Raw genomic sequence first — 22,594 nt, 5'->3', positions numbered from 1 at the left:
TAGTGCCTTATAGCCATCGCTAATTAACATCATTATTGTGTCATGTGAATGTGGTTTAAGCGCTTTTTGCTTAATATACACAACTAAAGTAATACCAACGAAAAAAGAAATAAGCATAAGTAGAGCCCTATATAGAGTAGATTTGGATATTGATAGTAACATAATCAGATAGCCGTAAAATACTCGAGTTGTACTGTAGGTTTATAACGAGATGTATTATAAACATTATAAAGGAATGTAATGTATAAAATTTTAATCAGCCCGACAGCCAAAAAAGTATATTTCGTGTTGCTCACGATACTTATTCTAGATACGTTTATTGTGTCTCTTCAGTGGAGTGCCGTCGCAGGACCAAAGGCGATATTAGCTCAAAACGTGACAGTTCAGTCTACTACCTCTCTGCCTAGTACTCCGCTTATCGCTGCGACTCCTATTGCTGCCGCTAGCGTACCTAATCAGGATGTTTTACGTGTATTAACTTGGGCTGGTGGTGAAATTATTTTCCCTCGTAGAGGCCACCCACAAAATATAGAATTAGAATATTTACAACAATTTGCTGACGAAAAGAATTTAAAGCTAGAAAAAATTCGCGTTAAAAAGTTTGTTGATCTTATTCCTATGCTATTAGCTGGTAAAGGCGACGTGATTGCCGCGAATTTAACGAAGACCCGTGAAAGAGCGAAATTAGTCAGCTTTACCAAGCCTTATATGCTGACTAAAGAATATCTAGTGATGGGCAGTCAAAGCAAAATTTTAAAAACGGGTAAAGATTTAAATGGGCGCGAGATCGTGATTCAAAGAGGCAAGAGCTACGAGTCAACGGCGTTAGGGTTACAAAAGGTATACCCCCAACTTAAGATCCGTTTAGTCGATAGCGCCATTAGTCATGAAGCATTATACGATAAGTTAGCCAGCGGTGAATTCGATATAACCATTCAAGATAAAAACTTGATTAACTCTGCAAGTGCTTATCGTGATGACATAAAAATGAGCCTACAGGCGAGTGCAACGCGTTATCTTGGTTGGGGCGTTGCGCCGAGCAATAAGTCACTGCTAAATGACTTAAATGCATTTCTAAAAGCCCAAAACCTGATTGCTAAAACGACGCCAAAATCAAAACATCGTTATAAGTCGCAATGGCAAAAGATTCAAGAAACCAAAACAGTGCGCTTTGTATTACGTAACAACCTTTCTTCTTATTATATTTGGCGTGGCGAACTGCTTGGTTTTCATTATGAACTGGCCAAACGTTTTGCCAAAGAACATAAGTTACGTTATGAAATAATTGTGGCGCCGAATAATGTCGCTTTACTTGATTATTTACTTGAAGATAAAGCCGATATCGCATTAGGATTTTTAACGCCGACAGTGCAGAGACGAAAGAAGGGTATTGCTTTTTCACGCCCTTATCATTACGCGTCAGAACTTGTGATCGCACATAAAGATCGCGCTGAAATAGAATCTGAAGCAGAACTGGCGAATAGTAATATTTATATTAGACCATCGAGCTCGTATTGGGAAAGTGCGACAGCATTACAGAAAACGGTCGATAATATTAATTTAGTTGCAGTGCCTGAAAATCAAGAAACCGAGTTAATCATTGATAAGGTCGGTGAAAGAGAATATGAAATGACCATTGCAGATAGTCATATCGTTGATCTTGAAATGACTTTTCGTGATGATATTCAATCGTTAATAGCGTTAGGTGCACCTAAATCACAAAGCTGGGCGTTCGCGTCGGGTAATGATAAGTTATTAGCTAAATCCAATGCCTTTATTAAGAAGCACTACAAAGGTTTGTTTTATAATGTTATTTACAATAAATACTTTAAAAATCAAAAACGTTTAGATACCCACTATAAAGATTACGTACGCCAAAATAACTCAGGTGTATTGTCACCTTATGATGATATTGTTAAAAAATATGCCAACCAATATGGCTTTGACTGGCGTTTATTAGTCGCGCAAATGCATCAAGAAAGCCGTTTTAATCCAAAAGCTAAGTCAATGGCGGGTGCAAAAGGTTTATTCCAATTGATGCCGCGTACGGCGAAAGAGCTTGGGATCAGTAATGTGCATGAGCCAGAGCAAGGGATTAAAGCCGGTGTTCGTTATATGAACTGGGTACGAGAGCGTATGCGTAAAGATGAAGTACAGGAAGACCAATTGCTTTGGTTTACGTTAGCGTCTTATAACGCGGGTGCTGGTCATGTTCGTGATGCGATGCGATTAGCTAAACAGAAAGGCTGGCGTGACGATGTGTGGTTTAACAACGTAGAAAGAGCGATGTTGTTGCTGTCTCAATCTAAATATGCAGCCAAGGCGCGCTACGGTTACGTTCGTGGTCAAGAGCCTGTGCATTATATCCGCGAGATTAAGCGTCGTTTTGAAACATACGATAATATTTTAAAAAGAGAGTTAGTTGTTGCTAACTAATCAGACATGTTAACTTGATAACTTAACTAATAAATAGTACCGAGAATATTGTCTTAGGTCATTCCATTTGGAGTGACCTTTTTTATACCCGCAATATCTATGGACATTACTAAAGAGGTATTTTATCCTGATTCCATCTCTTGTTTTATGTTGTTAAATGTTATGACTACTTTATCTTCTTGGTTTCTTGTTACTCGTCCAAAAACACTGCTGGTGGCTCTCGCAGTAATTCTGCTGGGGCAAACGCTCGCTTGGTTCGATTCTCCTGCTCACTTTAGTGTTTATATCGCCACATTATGTATGATTTGTTGTATGGCATTACAAATTGCAGTGAATCTTTCTAATGATTATTTTGATGGTAAAAGTGGTGTTGATGGTGATGATCGATTAGGTCCTGATCGCGCGCTACAAAAAGGCCTTATATCAGCCTCGCATTTACGCCTTGGTATTATATTCATGTGCTTATTAGCTATAGTCAGTGGTTGCTATCTTATTTATGTTGGCGGCTGGGTCTACGTTGTATTGGGCTTATTATCGCTATTAGGTGTGTATGTTTATAGTGGTGGCCCACGTCCATTAGCGTCACATGGGTTGGGTGAAGTCGCTGTTTTTCTTTATTTTGGTTGGTTGGCGGTTGTCGGTAGTTACTACTTACAAACTCAAGTGCTGATTATTGATGTTTTTATTCCAGCTAGCCAAGTGGGCCTGTTAGTTGTGGCAATTATGCTGGTGAATAACATTCGTGATGTTGCATCAGACCGCCGCGCACAAAAATTTACCCTCGCAACGCGTTTAGGCGTAAAAACCAGTAAGCACCTGTATTGTATTACGCTGTTATTACCGTCATTTTTACTACTACTTGATCGTTACCAAGGGCTAACGATGTTGTTGGTACTGCCAGTGCAATTAGCCTTGTGCATCGCGATATATCAGCGTGATGGCAAGCAATTAAATACGCAGTTGGCACAAACGTCGATAGCGGTATTATTGTGGGGTGTATTGTATTCAGTGGACTTAATGTTACGCTGATTGAGTGCTGATTGGATATGAGAGGACATTGAAATAATACCGAGTTAGCTATTCACTGACAGTAAATAAGCTAACTCGGTTTTATCAATCGTGCTTAATAACGAGTCTTTCGCACACGCGTTGGCATCGATGAGGTGTTTTCATATAGCTCAAAAACACGTTTAAAGTCGAGTTCTAACTCTGTAGCATATACATCGTCATTAACAGGGTAAGTCTGAACTACACGTGCACCGCGGATAATACCCGATACCGATGCTTCGATTGACTCACCTTGCAGTGAACGTGATTTATAATTGCTATCACTGTAAATCTCTTGTCCACTGACTTGCTCTGCTAATTCACGATAAGCATCTAATTTAGAGGCGCGCATCGCATTAAGCATACGTTCACTGTCACTATTGCCCGGCTGCGAACTTAAAGCTGCATAGCCAACGGCTTTAAGCACAGGGAATGATTTTGGTTCTTTGATATCATAAACCGTATTTTTTTCTAATAGTGAACAGCCTGTTAAACTAACCAGAGTTGCAAGTATCAGTAAACGTAGATATTTCATTGATAAACCTTAATTAGTAATTTTAACTGAAGGTGCTGTACCGGTACGATAAATATAACGGCCACGACCTTCGAGCGGCCCCATACTATTTGAACCACCAATGACTAAATGGTTAGGAATGATACCCTGAGAGGTAGATTCAACAAAACCTGATTCCATATTAATCACACGCATATTCACAATTACGCCTTCGCTGTTACGCGACATGGTACCTGTTAGGATACGAGATACTGGTAATTGACCGCGTAGTTTTTTCCAATCACGTGTAAACACAAAGTCACCTTGACCTGTTACGCTGATTGTTCCCGTTGTCTTATAATCAATAACCGGAATTCGACGGATTGTTAATTCGTGTATGAACGATTCTGACAACGTTTGGCCGAGCCAATTGGTTGTCGATAGATCGTCAAGATTTACAAAGGAAGTGACGGCAATCGGTTCATTGTTCGGGATAATAGACAAATCATTGACGATCAGCTGATCCGCTAAACCACGTACGATAAAACTGAGTTCTTGTGTGTAGTTTATCGGTTGGTTTGGTAACAGACTTCTTGGATACTTTGGTTCATAAGAATTACCATCCCATGTAGAGTGAGGCGGTGTATCCTTCTCTTCTTCTGGTTGTACGGGCTGTTTTAATGCGCAACCAGTGAGTAGGGTAATTAGGCTGATAGCTATGACTGCCTTTTTCATATTACTTCCTTAAGTGCTTTAATTATTGTCGTTAAACCGTTATTTACCGCTGGCTGAAACGTCACGGCGGTAAGGGTAGGTATAAGGACTTCTAAATATATTGTTGTACTGTTCTTTAGTAAGCATACTCTGTGCCATGTTTGAATTTCGGCCATTTGGCTGATAAACAGGCTGTACAATAATCTGCTTGATAACTACAGGTTGCACTTTGGTATTTGCACCCGTTAATAATACGTGACTAGGTTCTTCAATTACAGTACATGCTGAAGTCAACACAACCGCTAATGACGGTAGTAAAAAACGCTTCATATTCATTCCTACATTTACATTATTACGTGATAATAAAAGGCATGCCTTTAATCGTCTAGGTCTGGTTATATGTGTGACCAATGTATAAATACAAGCAATTAACTTGCCAGAATATCATTGCCGCTTCATTTTTATAATGATACCGCTTTTATGCCATAATTTAACCTAGATGTTGTTTTATATTCGAAAAAAATTGATCTGGTACAAATGTTGCTTTTAAAATACACATCTCCAGAATTCATATGCGATTAAAAAATGAAAAAACTGCTGTTACTATTATTGGTTTGCTGCTCGTTTACCTTACATGCTGAGTGGTATGAGGTTGAGGGCGAAGCGATTATTATTGACAATGATGTCGATATTGCACGTGAATTAGCGGTGCGTAATGCCTTGAAACAAGCACTATTATATGCCGGAGCATCGGTTTCAAGTTTACAGTCTTTCAATGGCGGAAAAATACTATCTGATAGATTTCAAGTCCGTATGGATGGAGAAGTCAGGGATATTCGTTTAAAAAGTGAATCGATTAAACTCGATAAAATCACGGTACAAGTGATCACGGATATTGTTGCTGACCGTAATAAATGTTTAAGCGCTGGTTATCAGAAGTCAGTCTCGTTATTACGCTTTAATATACGCCACCGTGAACAAGCCAGTTATGGCGGTATCTACAATATTAATGAATCATTCAGTCGCTTGTTGTATCAAAGTCTGCGTAAAAACAGTCAAACTTTTGATGCGCGAGAGTTTATTAATCAAAATATTGGCTTTAGCGGCAGTTCTTTGCCGTTACGTGGGAATCTGACATCACATGAAGTGAAACAAATTAGTAAATCAGCAGATAGCCAATACATTATTTTAGGCTCTATTACCGATATATCTACCTTTAAACCGTCTGTTAATGGTTTCGCTAAAATATTAGCTGATGATTTACCAGAACGTAATTTCCGTTTGAATGTACAGGTATTCGATGGTTTTAACGGCAGCCTATTATTTGATCGTAACTACAGTAAAGTGACGAAGTGGGAATTTGCGAAACACCGTATTATCGATACCGATACGTTAAAGTTTTGGCGTTCTGAATTTGGTGCCTCTCTACAACGGATAATTGACGATGTTTTGTTTGATTTAGATGCGAGTTTACAGTGTAAATCGGTTGAAGCGCGTGTGATTGCGGTTGATGGTAATGAGGTGAATATTAATATTGGCCGTAACAATGGCCTGAAATTAGGCGACCGATTTTTGATTAAACATACGGGCAGTTATGTTGATCAGTTTGGTATTAATCGTAAAAAAGAAACGAATAGCAGTAGCCAGGTGGAAGTAACAAAACTGTATGAACAACAAGCAAGCTTAATGACGGTGGATAGACAGCCTACGGCGAATGTTCAAATTGATGACCTGGTTATATTAAATTAATGGTCTAGTCATATTAAACAAATGCCCGCTGAGTTTTATTTGGACTTGTGATATACCTTCATATTCTTATGTGGGTATTTGGCTTTAGCCCTTGTTTATTTTATGTTTAGCCGTTGATATTTGTGTTTTGAGGATGATATTGTTATAGCTTAGTCTCTGTCGAATTACTCATACTATCTCTGGGAGTTATCACTATATGTGGTTTTTGATTATTGCTATTGCCTTCGTCGTGTTTATGTTAGTTATTCGTAACTTGTATGGAGACGATCTGCGCCAGTACGATAGCACTGATTTAAGCGCGACGTTTTATCGTCCCACGCCATCCTATAAATACCCGCAAGCATTAGAACTTATCGAGAGCATTCAAGAGCCAATCAACTTTATTAAACCAAGTAAATATCTATATGCCTTACGTCAAAATATCGATCGCCTAGGGGATGTAGAATTAGATTGTGAAATTATCCCTGTCTCCACGTTCTTTAATGAGCAGAAGGTAGTCGGGGAGTGGGTGATCAGTAAAAATAGCGATGTGAACAAACGCTTGCTCTATATCCATGGTGGCGGTTTTGCTGTGGGCAGTGCAAAGAGTCACCGGGTTGTTACTGAACGTTTATCTCGCGAGCTCGGTGTTGCTGTGTTTGCTGTTAATTATGACATGCTCCCTGATGGCAAACGTGCTCAAGGTATTCAAGATTGTCGTCATGCCTACCAATGGCTATTAGCGCATAACCCTTATAATCAGCAAGCATGTCATCGTATTTATGCTGCGGGTGATTCTGCGGGTGGCAATTTAACGCTCGCATTGATTGGTTGGCTTAAACACCAAGATCTCCGCCAGGTTGATGCCGCGATTGCAATATGTCCTTGTATTGATAGTACCTTTAGTTATGGCAGTTTGAGCTATAATGCTAAAACGGACTTTTTATTAAACCCGTTAATGGGTAAGTTTCATCACTTTCCACAATTCATGCTGCTTATTTGGGTCGCTATCTTGTTCCGCATGAATCCTCGAGATCCTGAAATATCGCCCATTTTTGCCAATTTATCTGACTTACCACCGATCTTGATCCAAGCCAGTGATACAGAAATGATGGTTGATGACTCACGTCGTTATACCAATAAAGCCCGCTCGCAAGGCTCTGATGTACGTTTGCAAACGTGGTCTAATATGCTCCATGTATGGCATCTATTTGATTTAGAAGAGGCTGATGAAGCATACGCAGAAATTGGTAAGTTTATCGCTCAAAGTGAGCATGAATTAATAAAAGCTGCGGGTTAACAGCCCGGTACTCACGGTGATTTTATGGTTTTATAGTGACTGATATGTTATTTTATGCCAACTTTCACTGAGTTTAAAGGGAGTGACATAATGTCCACTCAAGGCTTAACTAGCCCTATTCAATCGTTTTCTGTTTTTGTGCAATTGTTTGTGCAGTACTTTATGCAAATAACGCTATTGTGCGCTCTATTATTTAGTCTACAAGTTAATGCCACGGCGACGACCAAAGCTGAGACGACTGCTGGCTTAAATACAGACTTAAATTCAGATTTGAATAGCGACTTAAATACAGCCTCGAACGCGCTGACAACTGCCACTCCAGTAAGTGAAAACCAAGTTATCAAGGCACCGACTATAAAAGCTGTGGAGGTTATTGCCGACGCGATTTATTTTGGCGGTGATATTCTAACAATGGCTGACGCGCTACCAAATTATGTTGAAGCCGTTGCGACTAAAGATACCAAGATCATCTTTGCCGGTACCAAAATTGAAGCGATGAAATTCAGTGGCGATAATACCAGGCTAATTAATATTAGCGGCAAAACCATGCTCCCGGGTTTTATCGAACCGCACGTACATCCTTCTATTGCCGCGATCATGCTACCTAATGAGATTATTGCACCTTATGATTGGGTACTACCGAACGAAGTTAAAAAGGGCGCCTCTGGGCATTTTGCTTATCTCGAGCGTTTAAAGCAATCAATTGAAGCCAATGCTGAAGAAGATAAGGTGTTCTTTGTTTGGGGTTATCACCAGCTTTGGCATGGTGAATTAACGCGTCAAATATTAAATGAATTGTCACCCGATAAACCTGTCGCGATCATCCACCGTTCTTTCCATGAAGTATTCTTAAACGATGCTGCGATAAAGAAGTTTGGTCTTAAAAAGGCGGACTTTGCTGACAACCCACAAGTTGATTGGGAAAAAGGTCATTTTTATGAAGGCGGTTGGTTAGCATTAGTCCCTAAAATTTCAGCAGATTTAATTAACCCTGAAAGTTATAAACTCGGGTTGAAAATCATGTCTCAACTGGTGCTTAAAAACGGTATTACGACCATTGCGGAACCCGGTTTTCCAAGCTCTAATTTTGAGTTGGAATATAAACTGCTCAAATCTGAAATGGACCAAAAACCCCCTTACGATGTATTCCTGATCCCAAGCGGCAGTTATTTATATAATGCCAAGGGCCTGAGTAATCAGAAAGCGTTAGATTTCATTGAAACCTTAGAAAGTGAATACAATACCGATAACATTAAGTTTTTACCTAAGCAGGTTAAACTGTTTTCCGATGGTGCTATTTATTCTCAGCTAATGCAGATGAAAGACGGTTATCTGGATGGTCATGAAGGTGAGTGGATGACGCCGTTGGATGTATTTCAGCAGCAGCTAAGCTTTTATTGGGATAACGGTTATCAAATCCACGTTCATGCCAATGGTGATCTGGGGATCCAGCAGGTATTGGACTTTAACAAAGCCGATCAAGCTCGACTTGCACGTGAAGACCATCGATTGACGCTACATCACATGGGCTACTTTACCCCTGAACAGGTCAAGCAGTTAGCTGTGTTGAACATTGATGCATCGGTAAACCCTTATTACTTATGGGCGCTAGCGGATAAGTACGCGGAAGTCGGGCTAGGCAGTAAACGTGCAGAAAATTTGGTACGTGTTAACAGCTTAATGAAAAAGAACATTCCCGTGTCATTCCATTCTGATTTTTCAATGGCACCCATGGAACCATTAACATTAGCGTGGACGGCTGTTAACCGAATTACATCTACAGGCAAGAAGGTGTCACAAGGTGAGCGTATTACTGCTTATCAAGCGATGCAAGCCATTACCATTAATGCCGCTTATACGTTAAGACTGGAAGAAACAATCGGGTCTATTGTTGTGGGCAAAACGGCTAACTTTACGCTGCTTGAGCAAAACCCGTTAAAAGTCACGCCTATGCAGATCAAAGATATTCCGGTATGGGGCGTCGTATTTGAAGATCAGGTCAATACGGTCGTGATGGCGCCGAAGAAGAAGCATTTAGAAGTGCGGGTTATTTATTTAGAGCGCTCAACGTTACCGCCATCATCTACGATTACTGTGACGCTAGAAGATGTTTCCCAAGCTGATATTAGCCGTTCAATGCTGGGACAAAAGACTATCGCTGCGACGACGCAACCGCCTTATAATATTTCTCTGCAGTATGATCCTGCTGCGTTTGACAGTAGCGGCGAGTATGTCGTTCGAGCTCGAATTGAAAATGATGGCAAACCTTTATATTCAGCGACGTTAAATTTACCTAGTTTAGATAAGCTTTCTGGGCAGTTATTTGAATTAATGGTGAAGGCTATTCCGCAGGCTCCTGCGGCTGTGGTTAACGCAGAACCTTTTGTAGAAGAGGTGAAGACGCCAGCTGCATCGACAGCACCAGCTAAACCTTCGGTATCTAAGCCCTCTATACCTAAATCAGCTACGCCAGTAGCACCGTAAGCGCCTTTCTGTCTTGAGAGCCTTTGCTGTCATGCGGCTTAATTTGATCTGACCGAGTATTATACTGAAATAATCTCGGTTTTACCCATTGATAATACTTAGTGCTATTGTATGGTTTATTTTATTGTGTATTATGCCGTTTCTGGTTTTACCCCGACCTTTAACCTGATCTCGTCTAATTAATTTTATATCTTGACGTGTTTTATCATTTGCTAATTGATGCGGTTCACTCTAATCTCGATAGTGTGATATTGAATCCAGTAATAAGTGCAAAAAACTCTTTAAAGGTAGCTATTTACATGCAAAAAAATATACATAGACTAAATCGTAAAACGGCTTTGACTGCAGCTGTCATTACGGGGTTATTAATCAGTTTAGGTGGCTGTGTAACGACTGCTCAACAAACAGCTAAAGTAGAGCAAGCGGTGACGCTTAAGCAACAAACATTAACTGCCAACGTATTTTATTTACAGCGTATTGCCTTACCACCAGGCGCACAAGTGAGTTTGATTTTAGAAGATGTGTCTAAAATGGATATTGCCGCTGAAGTTATCGCTAAGCAGACTATTACAGCCGCGAGTGCTCCCCCGTATCAGCTCGATTTAAGCTATAACGAAGCACTCATTAAGCCGCAACATCGTTATGCTTTACGTGCGCAAATCACGCTCGATGGCCAGTTATTGTTTACCAATACAGAGCAGGTTGATGCATTTGCTAATTCTGGCGCAAAACCAACTGAAATTTTAGTGTCGCAAGTTCGCAGCGAAGCAAAAAATGACGGCCAAGTAAGCTTGATTGATACGCAGTGGCAGTTGTCGATGTTAGGGACACAAGCGATCAGTGCGGATGTAACTCAACAGCATCCTAATCTTATGTTCACTCAAGATGATAACAAAGTGGTTGGTTTTGCTGGCTGTAACCGTTTTAGTGGTCGTTATGATGTACTTACAAGTCACGTTAGCCTGACAGAGTTGGCTACAACAAAGAAAATGTGCTTTCAACAAATGAATTTGGAAACACAGTTTTTAACCGCATTATCAGCAACTGATAATTATAAAGTGATTGATAAGACATTAACTTTATACAGTAATACCGGCGTTGCTTTAGGGCAATTTACGGCTCAGGAAAAATAATAAATACGACCTTGAAACCGTTCGTATTTATTAACGTAATGTTTATTAAAATAGCGAATGGAAAGTAAAATGAAAATGAAAAAATTGATTTGTGCAACGGTTATCGCAGCATCACTATCTGGGTTAACCGGTTGTATTGGTCAAATGGGTCTGACGCAACTAGCGATGGGCGTAAATTTAAAAGCCGTTGATAACCGTTATGGCCGTGCAGGGATCTATGTTTTGGCAGCACCTGTGTATGGCGTTACGTCATTAGTCGATTTGATGGTGATTAACAGCATTGAGTTTTGGACTGGTACTAACCCTATCACTAAAAAAGGCCCCGCAGTTGCCGATACGCCAGTTGAAGCATGGATGAAGGTGAATGATGATATCGATCCTTCATTACGCAGTGCGCCATTGAAAGACTTACAAGTATCGGTGAAATCAACTTCAATGTCAGTACTTGATGATGACAGTTTGCTATTACAAGTAGCGTATTTAGACGGTAGTGAGCAATCAATAACGGGTAAACGTTTAGCGAATAATGACGTTGCTTTTTATAACCAAGGTCGCTTAGTTGCAGTTGCTAATAACCAGCAATTGCTTGAGCACGTAGCCAGTCTATAATATTTGTTTTGATTGTATCTGCTAAATAGTATCGGCTCGACTATATCAGCCCGAACATGCCTGTCATGTTCGGGCTTTTTATTATCTAAATTATCCAACGGTATTTCCAATAACAAATATGTTGCACACAATCTAGTTGTAATTGGAAGTTATCAGGGCTATAGTAAACGCAATTGAGTTGTGTGCAATCTAAATTGCGTTGTTTTAAAGCTTATTTTAGAGCCGTTTTAGAACAGGCTTTATAACTTATCGATAGGGATGAATGATGACTACACTATATACAACAACTGCAACAGCATCAGCGGGTCGTAACGGTCAAGTAGCAACAGATGACGGCATGTTATCGTTAGCATTAAGTTACCCAAAAGCAATGGGTGGAACGGGTGAAGCAACAAATCCAGAGCAGCTATTTGCAGCTGGTTATGCAGCGTGTTTCTCGAATGCTATTTTGCATGTAGCGCGCGAAATGAAACTTAAACTTAGCGCTGCCCCGGTATCAGCTGAAGTAGGTATTAGTCCTAACGCAACGGGTGGATTTGCATTAACAGTTAGCCTTGCCATTGAGCTTGCGTTACCACAAGCAGACGCTGAACAGTTAGTTGCAACAGCACATCAAGTTTGCCCTTATTCAAATGCGGTTCGCGGTAATATCGATGTACAATTGAGCGTAAAGGGTGAAGCATAAGATGGATAAGATGTTATTAACCGCTGGTCGTATCTTATTGGCGCTGTACTTTTTAATTCCTGGCATCATGAAGTTTGTATCTTGGGATATGCACATCGGCTTAATGGAAAAACATAACATGCCATTCGTACCTGTATTACTTGCTGCTGCAGGCGTATTTCAGATTGTGGCTGCGCTCTTACTGATTGCCAATCGTTATACTGCGATTGTTGCGTTATTATTGGCTGGCTTGGTATTAGTGATTAATGTGAACTTACATGATTTCTGGAACTTAGCGGGTCTTGAAGGGGCGCATGAAATGCAAAACTTCATTAAAAACTTAGGTATTCTTGCAGGATTGTTGGTGCTTTCAGGCCATTCTTGGTCATCGACTTGCGCAACGCAGCTCGATAAAGTTGAAAAATAATACGGTTAGTTAATATATTGAAAGCACTAAACTGACATTGTCGTTTAGTGCTTTTTAGCATTTTTTAGCACCTTTGCTAGCAGGCCAGCCTTTACTTGAAAAACGTTGACGATCTTTCCACTGCTCGTTTTTTAGACGGGGTAGTGACTCCCTTATTAAATGCCATTCTTCGTTAAAAATGAAATATCCTCCTACCTAATATTGAATTGATAGAGTGAAATAGCGGTTTCATTAAACAATACATAGCTAAAGTTGTTTATCGTTATCAATCCTGCAAGTTACCGATTATTTCCTTAAATATTCGAGTTATTGCAATATATAAAGCTGCAATTAAAGCCTGATCACAAAATATAGCACCTATTAACGCCTTGATTCTATTTAGTTGTTTTTGTTGATTCAAATCAATTCTTTTAATCACAACTCATTCAGAATACCCCTAAATGGTTATCCGGTTATTCGGCAAATTTTGCCCTTGTCTGACAATTATATAGAGGTGTTTATGACTGAACCAATCGCCAGTGCTCCTAAAGTGAAGATCGGTGGATATATTGCGCTTGTTTTTGCAATTGTCTTTTTCTCTGGTCTGATGAAATCTAACGAATGGTATGGCGTATTTGATTTCACCACCCTTAATGGTTCTTTCGGTAAAGTGGCATATTCAGTATCAGACACTGCAGATGGTGTCGAAGTCGCAACAACTTCACTGCGTGGAAAAGGGGGCAGTGGTGCGCGTGACGGTTTTATTTTTGCGTTAACACTGATCCCAACAGTCATGTTTGCGCTAGGTATGATTAATGTACTTGAGCATTACGGTGCGCTTAATGCCGCACGTAAATTATTAACACCGCTTTTACGCCCGTTAATGGGGATCCCTGGGAACTCTGGCCTCGCACTTATCGCCTCACTGCAAAGTACCGATGCGGGTGCAGCAATGACACGCCAGTTAAAAGATGAAAAACATTTAACCAAGCGTGAAACCGATGTCTTTACGATGTTCCAGTTTACAGCTGGTGCAGCCATTGTGAATTTCTTCTCTTCAGGCGCAGTGCTATTTACCTTAACAAACCCAGACGGATCTACAGCTGTACCTTCTTCTATTGGTCTTGCCGTTATCGTGATGTTCGCCTTCAAATTTGTTGGCGCAAACCTATTCCGTATTTATTTGAATATTACCGAAGGCAAGGAAGGCAGTACTAAAGACAACGACAAAAAAATGCTTGAGGAGACAGTGTAATGAGCAACGTAACAGCAAAAAAACCTATGGTCACAGACATCTTCGTTGAAGGCGCTAAAAAAGGCTGGGTCATTGCAACGACTTCTACGGTACCAAATGTATTGATGGCCTTCGTGATAATTAAAGCATTACAGATCACGGGAGCTCTTGCCTTAATGGGCTCGGTATTTTCTCCGATAATGGCGGTCTTTGGTCTACCAGGTGAAGCTGCTGCGGTATTAATTGGTGCCTGGATGTCGATGGGCGGGGCTGTAGGTGTCGTTATCACTTTATTTGACCAAGGTATTTTGAATGGTGCTCATATTGCAATTCTTGCACCGGCTATTTATTTGATGGGCTCTCAAGTGCAGTACATGGGCCGCATTATGGGACCGATTGGAACTGAAGGCCGTTACATCCCTGTCATGATCGCGATTTCAGTATTGAATGCATTTGGTGCGATGTTAGTCATGAATGTTATTCTTTAAGAGGTATAAAATGAATTTGTCTTTAACTGATTATTTAGAAGAATTACGCCCACTTATTAATGTTGATTGCGGTACTTACACTGTTGACGGTATTGCGTTTATTGCTAAAGAAATGACAGCGAAATATGCGGCAATGAACGGTTGGTCTATTAAACAGATTGATTGCGGCAAAGCGGGTATTGGTCTTGAAGTGCGTAATAAACCAGACGCTGAACATATCGATGTGCTGTTGCTTGGCCATATGGATACGGTTTTTCCTGTTGGTACTGTAGCTGAACGTCCGATGACGACCGATGAGACCAAAGCGTATGGTCCAGGTGTGTCTGATATGAAGTCTGGCTTACTGAATGTGGTTTACGCATTACGTCATATTGACCAATCGGTACTGGATGAATTGTCGATTTGTGTATGTATGAATCCTGATGAAGAAACGGGGTCGCTATATTCTGTTGACTGGATCCAAGCAACAGCCAAACAAGCTAAGCATGTCTTGGTTGCCGAAGCTGCACGCGCAGACGGTGGTTTAGTTAAAGCACGGAAAGGGATGGCGCGTTATAAAATGACCTTTAAAGGTAAAGCGGCGCATGCTGGTAATGAACCAGAGAACGGTCGCAGTGCCATTACTGAAATGGCGAATTGGATCTTAGCAACCAACGCAATGACTAATTTTGAGTCGGGCACCACGTTAAATGTCGGTGTTGTTGCTGGTGGTGCGGGCGCGAATATTGTACCTGATTTTGCAACGGCTATCGTCGATGTTCGATTTTGGGATAACGCTGAATACGACCATGTTGATACGGCTTTAAATGGCATGACGCAAACGCCATTCGTTGACGGTGTATCGGTTGAATTAGCGCGTGAAGCTTACAAACCTTCAATGGTGCCGACTGAGCAAACACAAGCGTTGATGACACTCGTTGAGGAATCAGCGCAAGAATTAGCAATTAAGATTAATTGGAAAGAAGCTGGCGGTGGCTCGGATGCCAATAATACTGCCATTTTAGGAGTGCCAACATTAGATGGTTTAGGACCAATCGGTGCTGGTTTCCATAGTGCAGATGAATATTTGTTACTTGAATCAATTGAACCGCGGATTCAGTTATTAATGCGGGTTTTGACCAAGTTAGCCGAAAATAAAAGCAAAGATAAAAACTAAAATAATAACAAAAATAACATAACGCGCGGCTTAATCATCTGGTAAAGCAGATGCCAAGTCGATGCGTTATTCGCAATTAGAATAATCTTGAAAATTCAAGGTTCATCAATTTTGATGTGGGTGAAAATGCATAAATTTAAAATAATTCAAACAGATGTTGCCATTATTGGCGCTGGTGGTTCTGGTTTACGCGCTGCGATAGAAATAGCGGAAAATAATCCCGAGCTGGATATTGCGCTGATTTCGAAAGTCTATCCAATGCGTAGCCATACTGTTGCGGCGGAAGGTGGCGCGGCTGGCGTTGCACAAGACCATGACTCTTTAGATAATCACTTTAACGATACGGTGTCGGGTGGCGACTGGTTATGTGACCAAGATGTAGTTGAATACTTCGTCGAAAACGCAGCGAAACAGCTTACCCAGTTAGAGCATTGGGGTTGTCCATGGAGTCGTAAACCTGACGGTTCGATCAATGTGCGTGCATTTGGTGGCATGAAAATAGAGCGTACGTGGTTTGCAGCAGATAAAAGCGGCTTTCATATTCTCCATACGCTGTTTCAGACCTCGGTTCAGCATCCTAAAATCACCCGTTTTGATGAACACTTTTGTTTAGATTTAATTGTTGAAGATGGCAAGATACAGGGTGTTGTTATTCTTGATATCGCTGAAGGTGAAATCAAACTGATCCAAGCTAAATCGGTGATCATGGCAACTGGTGGTGCAGGCCGTGTATATAGCTACAATACTAACGGCGGCATTGTTACCGGTGATGGTATGTCACTGGCTTATCGCCATGGTATCGCACTGCGTGATATGGAATTTGTACAATACCACCCGACAGGTTTACCTGGCAGCGGTATTTTAATGACCGAAGGTTGTCGTGGTGAAGGCGGTATTTTAGTTAATAAAGACGGTTATCGTTACCTGCAAGATTATGGTTTAGGACCGGAAGTGCCCGTTGGCCAAACCAAGAATAAATACATGGAACTTGGCCCACGCGACAAACTGAGCCAATGTTTCTGGCAAGAGCAGCAAAAAGGTCGTGTTGTTGAAGGCGACCGTGGTGATTATGTCTATCTAGACTTACGCCATTTAGGCGAAGAGAAAATCAATGAACGCTTGCCTTTCATTCGTGAATTGGCAAAAGCGTATGTTGGTGTTGATCCAGTGCATGAACCAATCCCTGTACGCCCAACTGTGCATTACACCATGGGCGGTATTGCCACGAATGCTAAAACAGCGACCTCACTGGCTGGTTTATACGCTATTGGTGAATGTGCATCGGTCGGCTTACATGGTGCTAACCGTTTAGGCTCTAATTCGTTGACTGAGCTGGCTGTGTTTGGTCAGTTAGCAGGGCAAGAAGCGGCTAAATATGCCAAAAATACTCAACATCAAGATATCGCACCACTAAAAGCACAAACTGAAGCGGTGATTAAACGCATGAATGATTTGTTGCACAGTGATGGTAGTGAAAAGTCAGCGGTTATCCGTCAAGAGATGGGCGATTGCATGGAAGCGGGCGTGGGCATCTACCGTACTCAAGAATCGATGCAAAAGACCATTGATAAATTGGCCGAGTTAAAACTGCGTTATAAAAACGTCAAGGTCGAAGATAAGTCGAGTGTATTCAATACTGATTTCTTATATACCATTGAACTGGGTTATCTACTCGATACCGCGGAGGCGATGGCGCACAGTGCTATTTTACGTCAAGAATCACGTGGTTCACATCAGCGTATTGATGGCTTTGAAGCGCGTGATGATGACAAGTTTTTGAAGCATTCAATGGCTTATTATCAAGCTGACAAAGCACCAAAAATTGATTATAGCGAAGTTAAGATCACTAAGAGCCAACCTGCAGTCCGTGCGTATGGTGCTGCTGGTGAGAAATTAGCGCAGGAGGCAAAATAATGACTCAGCTAACTATGAAAATTGATATTCAGCGTTACCGTCCAGAGATGGATGAAAAACCGTTTATGCAAACCTTTGAACTGCCTTACAAAGCAGATATGTCAGTGTTAGAAGCGCTGCAATATATTAAAGATAATCTTGATAGCACAATTAGTTTCCGCTGGTCTTGTCGTATGGCTATTTGCGGCAGTTGTGGTTTGATGGTTGATGGTGTTCCGAAGCTTGGCTGTAAAGCATTCTTACGTGATTATTACCCTAAGACGCTTACTTTAGAACCGTTGGCTAACTTTCCGATTGAACGTGACTTAGTCGCCGTGATGGATGACTTCATTAAGAAGCTGGAAGAGATAAAGCCTTATATTATCCCTGAGAAAACGGCATCAAACGAAAAGAAATGTTTATCTGACGGTGCTTATAAACAAACACCAGAGCAAATGGATAAATATAAAAAGTACTCCATGTGTATTAACTGTGGCCTATGTTATTCAGCGTGTCCGCAGTATGCGTTAGATAAGAAGTTTACCGGTCCAGCTGCACTTGCATTGCTTGCGCGTTATAACCGTGACAGCCGTGATGCTGGTAAAGCAGAACGGATGAAAATTGTTAATCAAGAAGAAGGTGTTTGGGGCTGTACGTTTGTTGGTTACTGTTCTGTGGTTTGTCCAAAAGGGGTTGATCCTGCAGGTGCCATTCAGCTATTGAAAGTTGAGAGCAGTAAAGACTATCTAATTGGCATGTTTAAACCTGGGGAATAACAATGAGCAAACGTAAACCTTATATACAAGAGCTACCTACTGACTGGTGGATGAAGCAACTTTTTTATACTAAATACATGATCCGCGAAGGCAGTAGTGTATTCATTACGATTTATAGTTTAATACTGGCGTGGGGTGTATTGCGATTAAGCCAAGGTGAAGTCGCTTTTAATGCCTGGATGACCTCATTACAAAGCCCTGTTGCGATTATTGTGCATTTTATGGCACTAGCACTTGCGTTGTATCATACAATAACGTGGTTTTCTTTAGCGCCTAAAGCGGTTGATCTATGGATTAAAGGTAAAGCGCTTGATGACAAGTTCATTGTCTCTGGACATTATGCGGCTTTCATTGCTGCGACTGTTTTTTGTCTATTCGTTATCATGGTGTAAGGAGCTAATATGTCTGAAATGAACAAGAAAACCTACGTACGATCGCATGAACCGATATTTTGGGGATTGTTTGGTGCTGGTGGCATGTTAACTGCGTTTTTAACACCGGTTATGATTTTAATTACTGGGCTGCTAATCCCGTTAGGGATCATAGACCAAGGCAACTTTAATTACCAAACCCTGCATGGTTTTGCGACCACTTGGTATGGCGCTGGTATTATATTGGTGTTAATTTCGCTACCGCTATGGCACACCTTGCACCGTATCTTTCATGCTTTACATGATTTAGGTGTTAAGCGTGGTCGTGATTGGCAGCAAGTATTGAGCTATGGCTTTGCATTTGCGGTGACAGTATTTGTATTTACCTTGTTGCTACAAATGAGTTAATCGCTCACAGTTAGTATTATGTTTAATGAAAGGCGCCATTTATCGGCGCCTTTTTCTTTTTTTATCTTCTTCTTTTTATACAGTTAGGCTCAATTACTTATCACCAGCAGATAGCGCTGCCATCGACATCAAATATAGACATCAGAATTACTTTATGTATTATTAATGTAATCAAGATGTGTATTCAATGTGTCTTGTTTGCTTATGCTTTATTAGTGCGTACAGGGATGAGATATCAGCATATTGGATGATGCTGATACTAAAAGAGGGATTGAAAATTGGAAAACGTTAATAGTGCAGTAGAGACGTTAGTGCAAAGCTCTAACACCATGTTCATTTTACTGGGTGCAATCATGGTTTTGGCCATGCACGCAGGTTTTGCCTTTTTGGAAGTGGGTACTGTTCGTCATAAGAACCAAGTAAATGCCTTGGTGAAGATCATGACCGATTTTGCCATGTCGACACTCGCTTACTTTTTTGTTGGTTATCAAATTGCTTATGGCATGGATTTTTTTGCCAGTGCCAATGAATTAACACAAAATAATGGTTATGAATTAGTTAAATTCTTCTTCTTACTTACCTTTGCTGCGGCAATACCGGCGATTATTTCCGGTGGTGTGGCTGAGCGTGCTAAGTTTTACCCGATGTTAATCGCTTCAGTACTGATTGTCGGTTTTGTATATCCTTTCTTTGAAGGCATGATTTGGAATGGCAACTATGATTTTCAAGCTTGGTTAGCTGCCACGTTTGGCGCTCAATTTCATGATTTTGCTGGTTCAGTCGTCGTGCATAGTGTAGGTGGTTGGATCGCGTTTGCTGCAATTATGGTATTGGGCTCACGTCAGGGACGTTACCGTGATGGTCGCGTTATTGCGTTCGCGCCTTCAAACATTCCTTTCTTAGCCTTAGGTTCTTGGGTTTTAACTGTTGGTTGGTTTGGCTTTAATGTCATGTCGGCACAAACGTTAGATGGTATTTCTGGTTTAGTTGCGGTTAACAGTTTAATGGCGATGGTCGGTGGTACCTTGGTTGCTATGGTGGTCGGTAATAAAGATCCTGGCTTTATTCATAATGGTCCTTTAGCCGGCTTAGTCGCTGTCTGCGCAGGCTCTGATATCATGCATCCAATTGGCGCGCTGGTTGTTGGTGGTGTCGCTGGTGGTTTGTTTGTTGCTGTATTTATCTTAGTGCAAAATAAATTTCCTAAGTTTGATGATGTACTCGGTGTTTGGCCATTGCATGGACTCTGTGGTGCTTGGGGTGGTATTGCTGCTGGCATATTTGGTAGTGAAGCTTTTGGCGGCCTTGGTGGGGTGAGTATGATGGCTCAGGTTGTCGGTACTATCGTGGGTACTGTTGTTGCACTTGTTGGTGGCTTCCTTGTCTATGGTGTGATCGATAAATTGGTCGGTATTCGTCTCGATGAAGAATCTGAATATTATGGTGCAGATATTTCTATCCATAAAATTGGTGCGACATCGATGGATAAATAAAGGGAAGTAAGGGAGTGTTGGAATAGTTAAATATGTTATGTCGAGTCAAATAACAACTATTTGTCTGCAAGTTGAGCATGGGTATTTAAGAATGTCACTATTTCTAGCTTATTCAGTGTCGCATATTTACATGGTACTGAAGTTCCTCTATTATTCATCTCGCTGCGGAGGGGTGGCAGAGTGGCCGAATGCACTGGTCTTGAAAACCAGCAGGGGTTAATAGCTCCTCGAGAGTTCAAATCTCTCCTCCTCCGCCATCTATTTAGAGAAGCCGGAACTTATTAATTTAGGTTCCGGCTTTTTGCTATCTGGGCATTCACTTCTTGCGATGCATTACGCCTTATTTCTAGTCGATCTTGGTATTGAGTGATAAAGCCATGCCTAAAGCTCATTATCAGAACTACAGTCATTATTGCTATAGCTGCCTTTTCATACGATTGGTTGAATATTTAGCTGGCTGAAATGAATTTGTGATTTATTCTGTGAGCTATGTTTACAAACAATGATGTTTACCCTATTATTCGAACCTGCTGCGGAGGGGTGGCAGAGTGGCCGAATGCACTGGTCTTGAAAACCAGCAGGGGTTAATAGCTCCTCGAGAGTTCAAATCTCTCCTCCTCCGCCATCTATTTAGAGAAGCCGGAACTTATTCATTTAAGTTCCGGCTTTTTGCTATCTAGCGTTTAATTCTTTTTATCAAAACAGCTGCACTAAAACAAGCACACTAAAAGAAGGTCGATATCGGTAAACAAAACTGTAATTCGAACTGCTCATCGTCGTCTAAAAAATGGTTCTTCTGGTAATGTACATAGGCGGGTGTCGATTGCATCTTAAAGCCTGATGATGGTAACCATTGCTCAATGATCTTACTTAAATACGGTAGTAACTCACCATACTTTCCCGATAGCTTAAACACGGCATGCAAACCGCCGGGGATCACCATGCTATTCACGGTGCCACGACGTAGCAAGGGTTTATCTATCGCTAAACAAGCGACGTAACGGCACTGTTCTAAACTGACAAACGCAGGATTTGATTGGTGCAAGCCAAATTGTTGTTGGTAACTTCTACCTTCTACATTTGCCCATGCCATGAGTGTTTGCCAAGCAAGCCGAATAGAACGACCATACCCTTGATGACGAACGTAAGCGACATGTCTTTCCGGTAATTCAATCAGTTGTACGCGCGGTAATATCCTGCTTTGAATACGTGAGTAAGCGGCTGCAATTTCTGGATCGCGTAAATAGGGTGGGGTGCTGGTGGCTAAATCTTTACTGCGCCATTCACCTGGAGACATGGCAAAAGTGGCTTTAAATGCACGGCTAAAAGAAGATACTGAAGCAAAGCCTGATTTAGTGGCTACTGTGACGACTGAACTACGAGGATCAAACATTAATTGGTTAGCCGCAAACTCTAACCGGCTACGGCGAATGTATTGATGTACAGACTCACCGACAACATTTTTAAATACCCGATGGAAGTGTTGTTCAGAGTAAGCGGCAATTTCTGCAAGCTGCTTTGCGGGTAACTCTGCACTGATATCACTATGAATAAAGTTGAGTACATCGTTGATTCGTGATGTCTGCTGATTTGAAGATGGGTTTAAAAGCGCTGTCATCGGTCTAGTTATCTTACAAAAGCATAAATGGACATCTATAAGCGCATAAATGGACATGCTATGTCAAATTTTTATCCGTAGTATTGATGAAAGTCTTATTTTACTCATGCTTTTTTCATCAGCTTAAACAGGTAAGTTAACTA

At 41.1% G+C, this 22,594-nt stretch carries 21 protein-coding genes and 2 tRNA genes; 19 read left to right on the top strand and 4 right to left on the bottom strand.

The window, feature by feature from the left end:
- Positions 1 to 240: 240 nt before the first annotated feature.
- Together JFU56_RS20735 and menA are read left to right on the top strand one after the other, a co-directional pair.
- Positions 241 to 2,436: a transporter substrate-binding domain-containing protein gene (locus JFU56_RS20735; RefSeq protein ID WP_198439152.1), complete on the top strand. Its 2,196-nt coding sequence runs from the start codon at positions 241 to 243 to the stop codon at positions 2,434 to 2,436.
- A gap of 162 nt (positions 2,437 to 2,598) precedes the next feature.
- Positions 2,599 to 3,465 (top strand): 1,4-dihydroxy-2-naphthoate octaprenyltransferase, encoded by an 867-nt coding sequence (gene menA / locus JFU56_RS20730; RefSeq protein ID WP_242066043.1) that lies wholly within the window; start codon positions 2,599 to 2,601, stop codon positions 3,463 to 3,465.
- A gap of 94 nt (positions 3,466 to 3,559) precedes the next feature.
- Here the strand turns inward: menA and JFU56_RS20725 are convergent, their stop codons facing one another.
- From JFU56_RS20725 to JFU56_RS20715, 3 genes are read right to left on the bottom strand one after another with little or no spacing between them, the layout of a single operon-like run.
- Positions 3,560 to 4,018 (bottom strand): LPP20 family lipoprotein, encoded by a 459-nt coding sequence (locus tag JFU56_RS20725; protein ID WP_198439151.1) that lies wholly within the window; start codon positions 4,016 to 4,018, stop codon positions 3,560 to 3,562.
- Between the two features lie 9 nt (positions 4,019 to 4,027).
- The gene (locus tag JFU56_RS20720) at positions 4,028 to 4,711 is read right to left on the bottom strand and encodes a FlgO family outer membrane protein (RefSeq protein WP_198439150.1); all 684 of its coding nucleotides are present in this window, start codon (positions 4,709 to 4,711) and stop codon (positions 4,028 to 4,030) included.
- Between the two features lie 39 nt (positions 4,712 to 4,750).
- A complete protein-coding gene (locus JFU56_RS20715) occupies positions 4,751 to 5,020 on the bottom strand; it encodes a hypothetical protein (protein ID WP_198439149.1) in 270 nt (89 codons plus the stop codon).
- A 255-nt stretch (positions 5,021 to 5,275) separates the two neighbouring features.
- Here JFU56_RS20715 and JFU56_RS20710 point away from each other — a divergent pair, with 255 nt between their 5' ends.
- The 17 genes from JFU56_RS20710 (at position 5,276) to JFU56_RS20630 (ending at position 21,458) form a co-directional block, all read left to right on the top strand.
- On the top strand, positions 5,276 to 6,439 hold the full coding sequence (locus JFU56_RS20710; RefSeq protein WP_198439148.1) for a flagellar assembly protein T N-terminal domain-containing protein: 1,164 nt from the start codon (positions 5,276 to 5,278) through the stop codon (positions 6,437 to 6,439).
- A gap of 196 nt (positions 6,440 to 6,635) precedes the next feature.
- On the top strand, positions 6,636 to 7,718 hold the full coding sequence (locus JFU56_RS20705; protein ID WP_198439147.1) for an alpha/beta hydrolase: 1,083 nt from the start codon (positions 6,636 to 6,638) through the stop codon (positions 7,716 to 7,718).
- Positions 7,719 to 7,808: 90 nt separating this feature from the next.
- A complete protein-coding gene (locus JFU56_RS20700; protein ID WP_198439146.1) occupies positions 7,809 to 10,202 on the top strand; it encodes an amidohydrolase family protein in 2,394 nt (797 codons plus the stop codon).
- 299 nt (positions 10,203 to 10,501) lie between these two features.
- Positions 10,502 to 11,335, top strand: coding sequence for a YbaY family lipoprotein (locus JFU56_RS20695; RefSeq protein WP_198439145.1), 834 nt, complete (start codon positions 10,502 to 10,504; stop codon positions 11,333 to 11,335).
- A 69-nt stretch (positions 11,336 to 11,404) separates the two neighbouring features.
- The gene (locus JFU56_RS20690; RefSeq protein ID WP_198439144.1) at positions 11,405 to 11,944 is read left to right on the top strand and encodes a DUF3332 family protein; all 540 of its coding nucleotides are present in this window, start codon (positions 11,405 to 11,407) and stop codon (positions 11,942 to 11,944) included.
- 265 nt (positions 11,945 to 12,209) lie between these two features.
- A complete protein-coding gene (locus JFU56_RS20685) occupies positions 12,210 to 12,629 on the top strand; it encodes an organic hydroperoxide resistance protein (RefSeq protein ID WP_305798261.1) in 420 nt (139 codons plus the stop codon).
- Between the two features lies 1 nt (position 12,630).
- Positions 12,631 to 13,035: a DoxX family protein gene (locus JFU56_RS20680; RefSeq protein ID WP_198439142.1), complete on the top strand. Its 405-nt coding sequence runs from the start codon at positions 12,631 to 12,633 to the stop codon at positions 13,033 to 13,035.
- Between the two features lie 499 nt (positions 13,036 to 13,534).
- On the top strand, positions 13,535 to 14,269 hold the full coding sequence (locus JFU56_RS20675) for a nucleoside recognition domain-containing protein (protein WP_198439141.1): 735 nt from the start codon (positions 13,535 to 13,537) through the stop codon (positions 14,267 to 14,269).
- Positions 14,269 to 14,736, top strand: coding sequence for a YjiG family protein (locus JFU56_RS20670; protein WP_198439140.1), 468 nt, complete (start codon positions 14,269 to 14,271; stop codon positions 14,734 to 14,736). Before JFU56_RS20675 ends, JFU56_RS20670 begins: the two co-directional genes overlap by 1 nt.
- A 10-nt stretch (positions 14,737 to 14,746) precedes the next feature.
- Positions 14,747 to 15,892 carry a M20 family metallopeptidase gene (locus JFU56_RS20665; RefSeq protein ID WP_198439139.1) on the top strand — a complete coding sequence of 382 codons (1,146 nt, stop codon included), beginning with the start codon at positions 14,747 to 14,749 and terminating at the stop codon, positions 15,890 to 15,892.
- A 126-nt stretch (positions 15,893 to 16,018) separates the two neighbouring features.
- Positions 16,019 to 17,806 (top strand): fumarate reductase (quinol) flavoprotein subunit, encoded by a 1,788-nt coding sequence (gene frdA, locus JFU56_RS20660; RefSeq protein WP_198439138.1) that lies wholly within the window; start codon positions 16,019 to 16,021, stop codon positions 17,804 to 17,806.
- Positions 17,806 to 18,561: a succinate dehydrogenase/fumarate reductase iron-sulfur subunit gene (locus JFU56_RS20655; RefSeq protein WP_198439137.1), complete on the top strand. Its 756-nt coding sequence runs from the start codon at positions 17,806 to 17,808 to the stop codon at positions 18,559 to 18,561. The genes frdA and JFU56_RS20655 overlap by 1 nt, the downstream gene beginning before the upstream one ends.
- A 2-nt stretch (positions 18,562 to 18,563) precedes the next feature.
- Positions 18,564 to 18,953 carry a fumarate reductase subunit C gene (locus tag JFU56_RS20650; protein WP_198439136.1) on the top strand — a complete coding sequence of 130 codons (390 nt, stop codon included), beginning with the start codon at positions 18,564 to 18,566 and terminating at the stop codon, positions 18,951 to 18,953.
- Between the two features lie 9 nt (positions 18,954 to 18,962).
- Positions 18,963 to 19,340: a fumarate reductase subunit FrdD gene (gene frdD / locus JFU56_RS20645; protein ID WP_198439135.1), complete on the top strand. Its 378-nt coding sequence runs from the start codon at positions 18,963 to 18,965 to the stop codon at positions 19,338 to 19,340.
- Positions 19,341 to 19,618: 278 nt separating this feature from the next.
- The gene (locus JFU56_RS20640; RefSeq protein ID WP_198439134.1) at positions 19,619 to 20,833 is read left to right on the top strand and encodes an ammonium transporter; all 1,215 of its coding nucleotides are present in this window, start codon (positions 19,619 to 19,621) and stop codon (positions 20,831 to 20,833) included.
- Positions 20,834 to 20,999: 166 nt separating this feature from the next.
- Positions 21,000 to 21,090 (top strand) — tRNA-Ser (locus JFU56_RS20635).
- Positions 21,091 to 21,367: 277 nt separating this feature from the next.
- Positions 21,368 to 21,458 (top strand) — tRNA-Ser (locus tag JFU56_RS20630).
- A 99-nt stretch (positions 21,459 to 21,557) separates the two neighbouring features.
- Here JFU56_RS20630 and JFU56_RS20625 read toward each other — a convergent pair.
- Positions 21,558 to 22,451 (bottom strand): GyrI-like domain-containing protein, encoded by an 894-nt coding sequence (locus JFU56_RS20625; protein ID WP_198439133.1) that lies wholly within the window; start codon positions 22,449 to 22,451, stop codon positions 21,558 to 21,560.
- Positions 22,452 to 22,594 lie beyond the last annotated feature (143 nt).

Origin of the sequence: Moritella sp. F3 (genome assembly GCF_015082335.1) — a bacterium.
In the GTDB taxonomy this organism is placed as follows: domain Bacteria; phylum Pseudomonadota; class Gammaproteobacteria; order Enterobacterales; family Moritellaceae; genus Moritella.
Note: the sequence above shows the minus strand (reverse complement) of the source record. Positions and strands in the feature narration are given on the sequence as shown.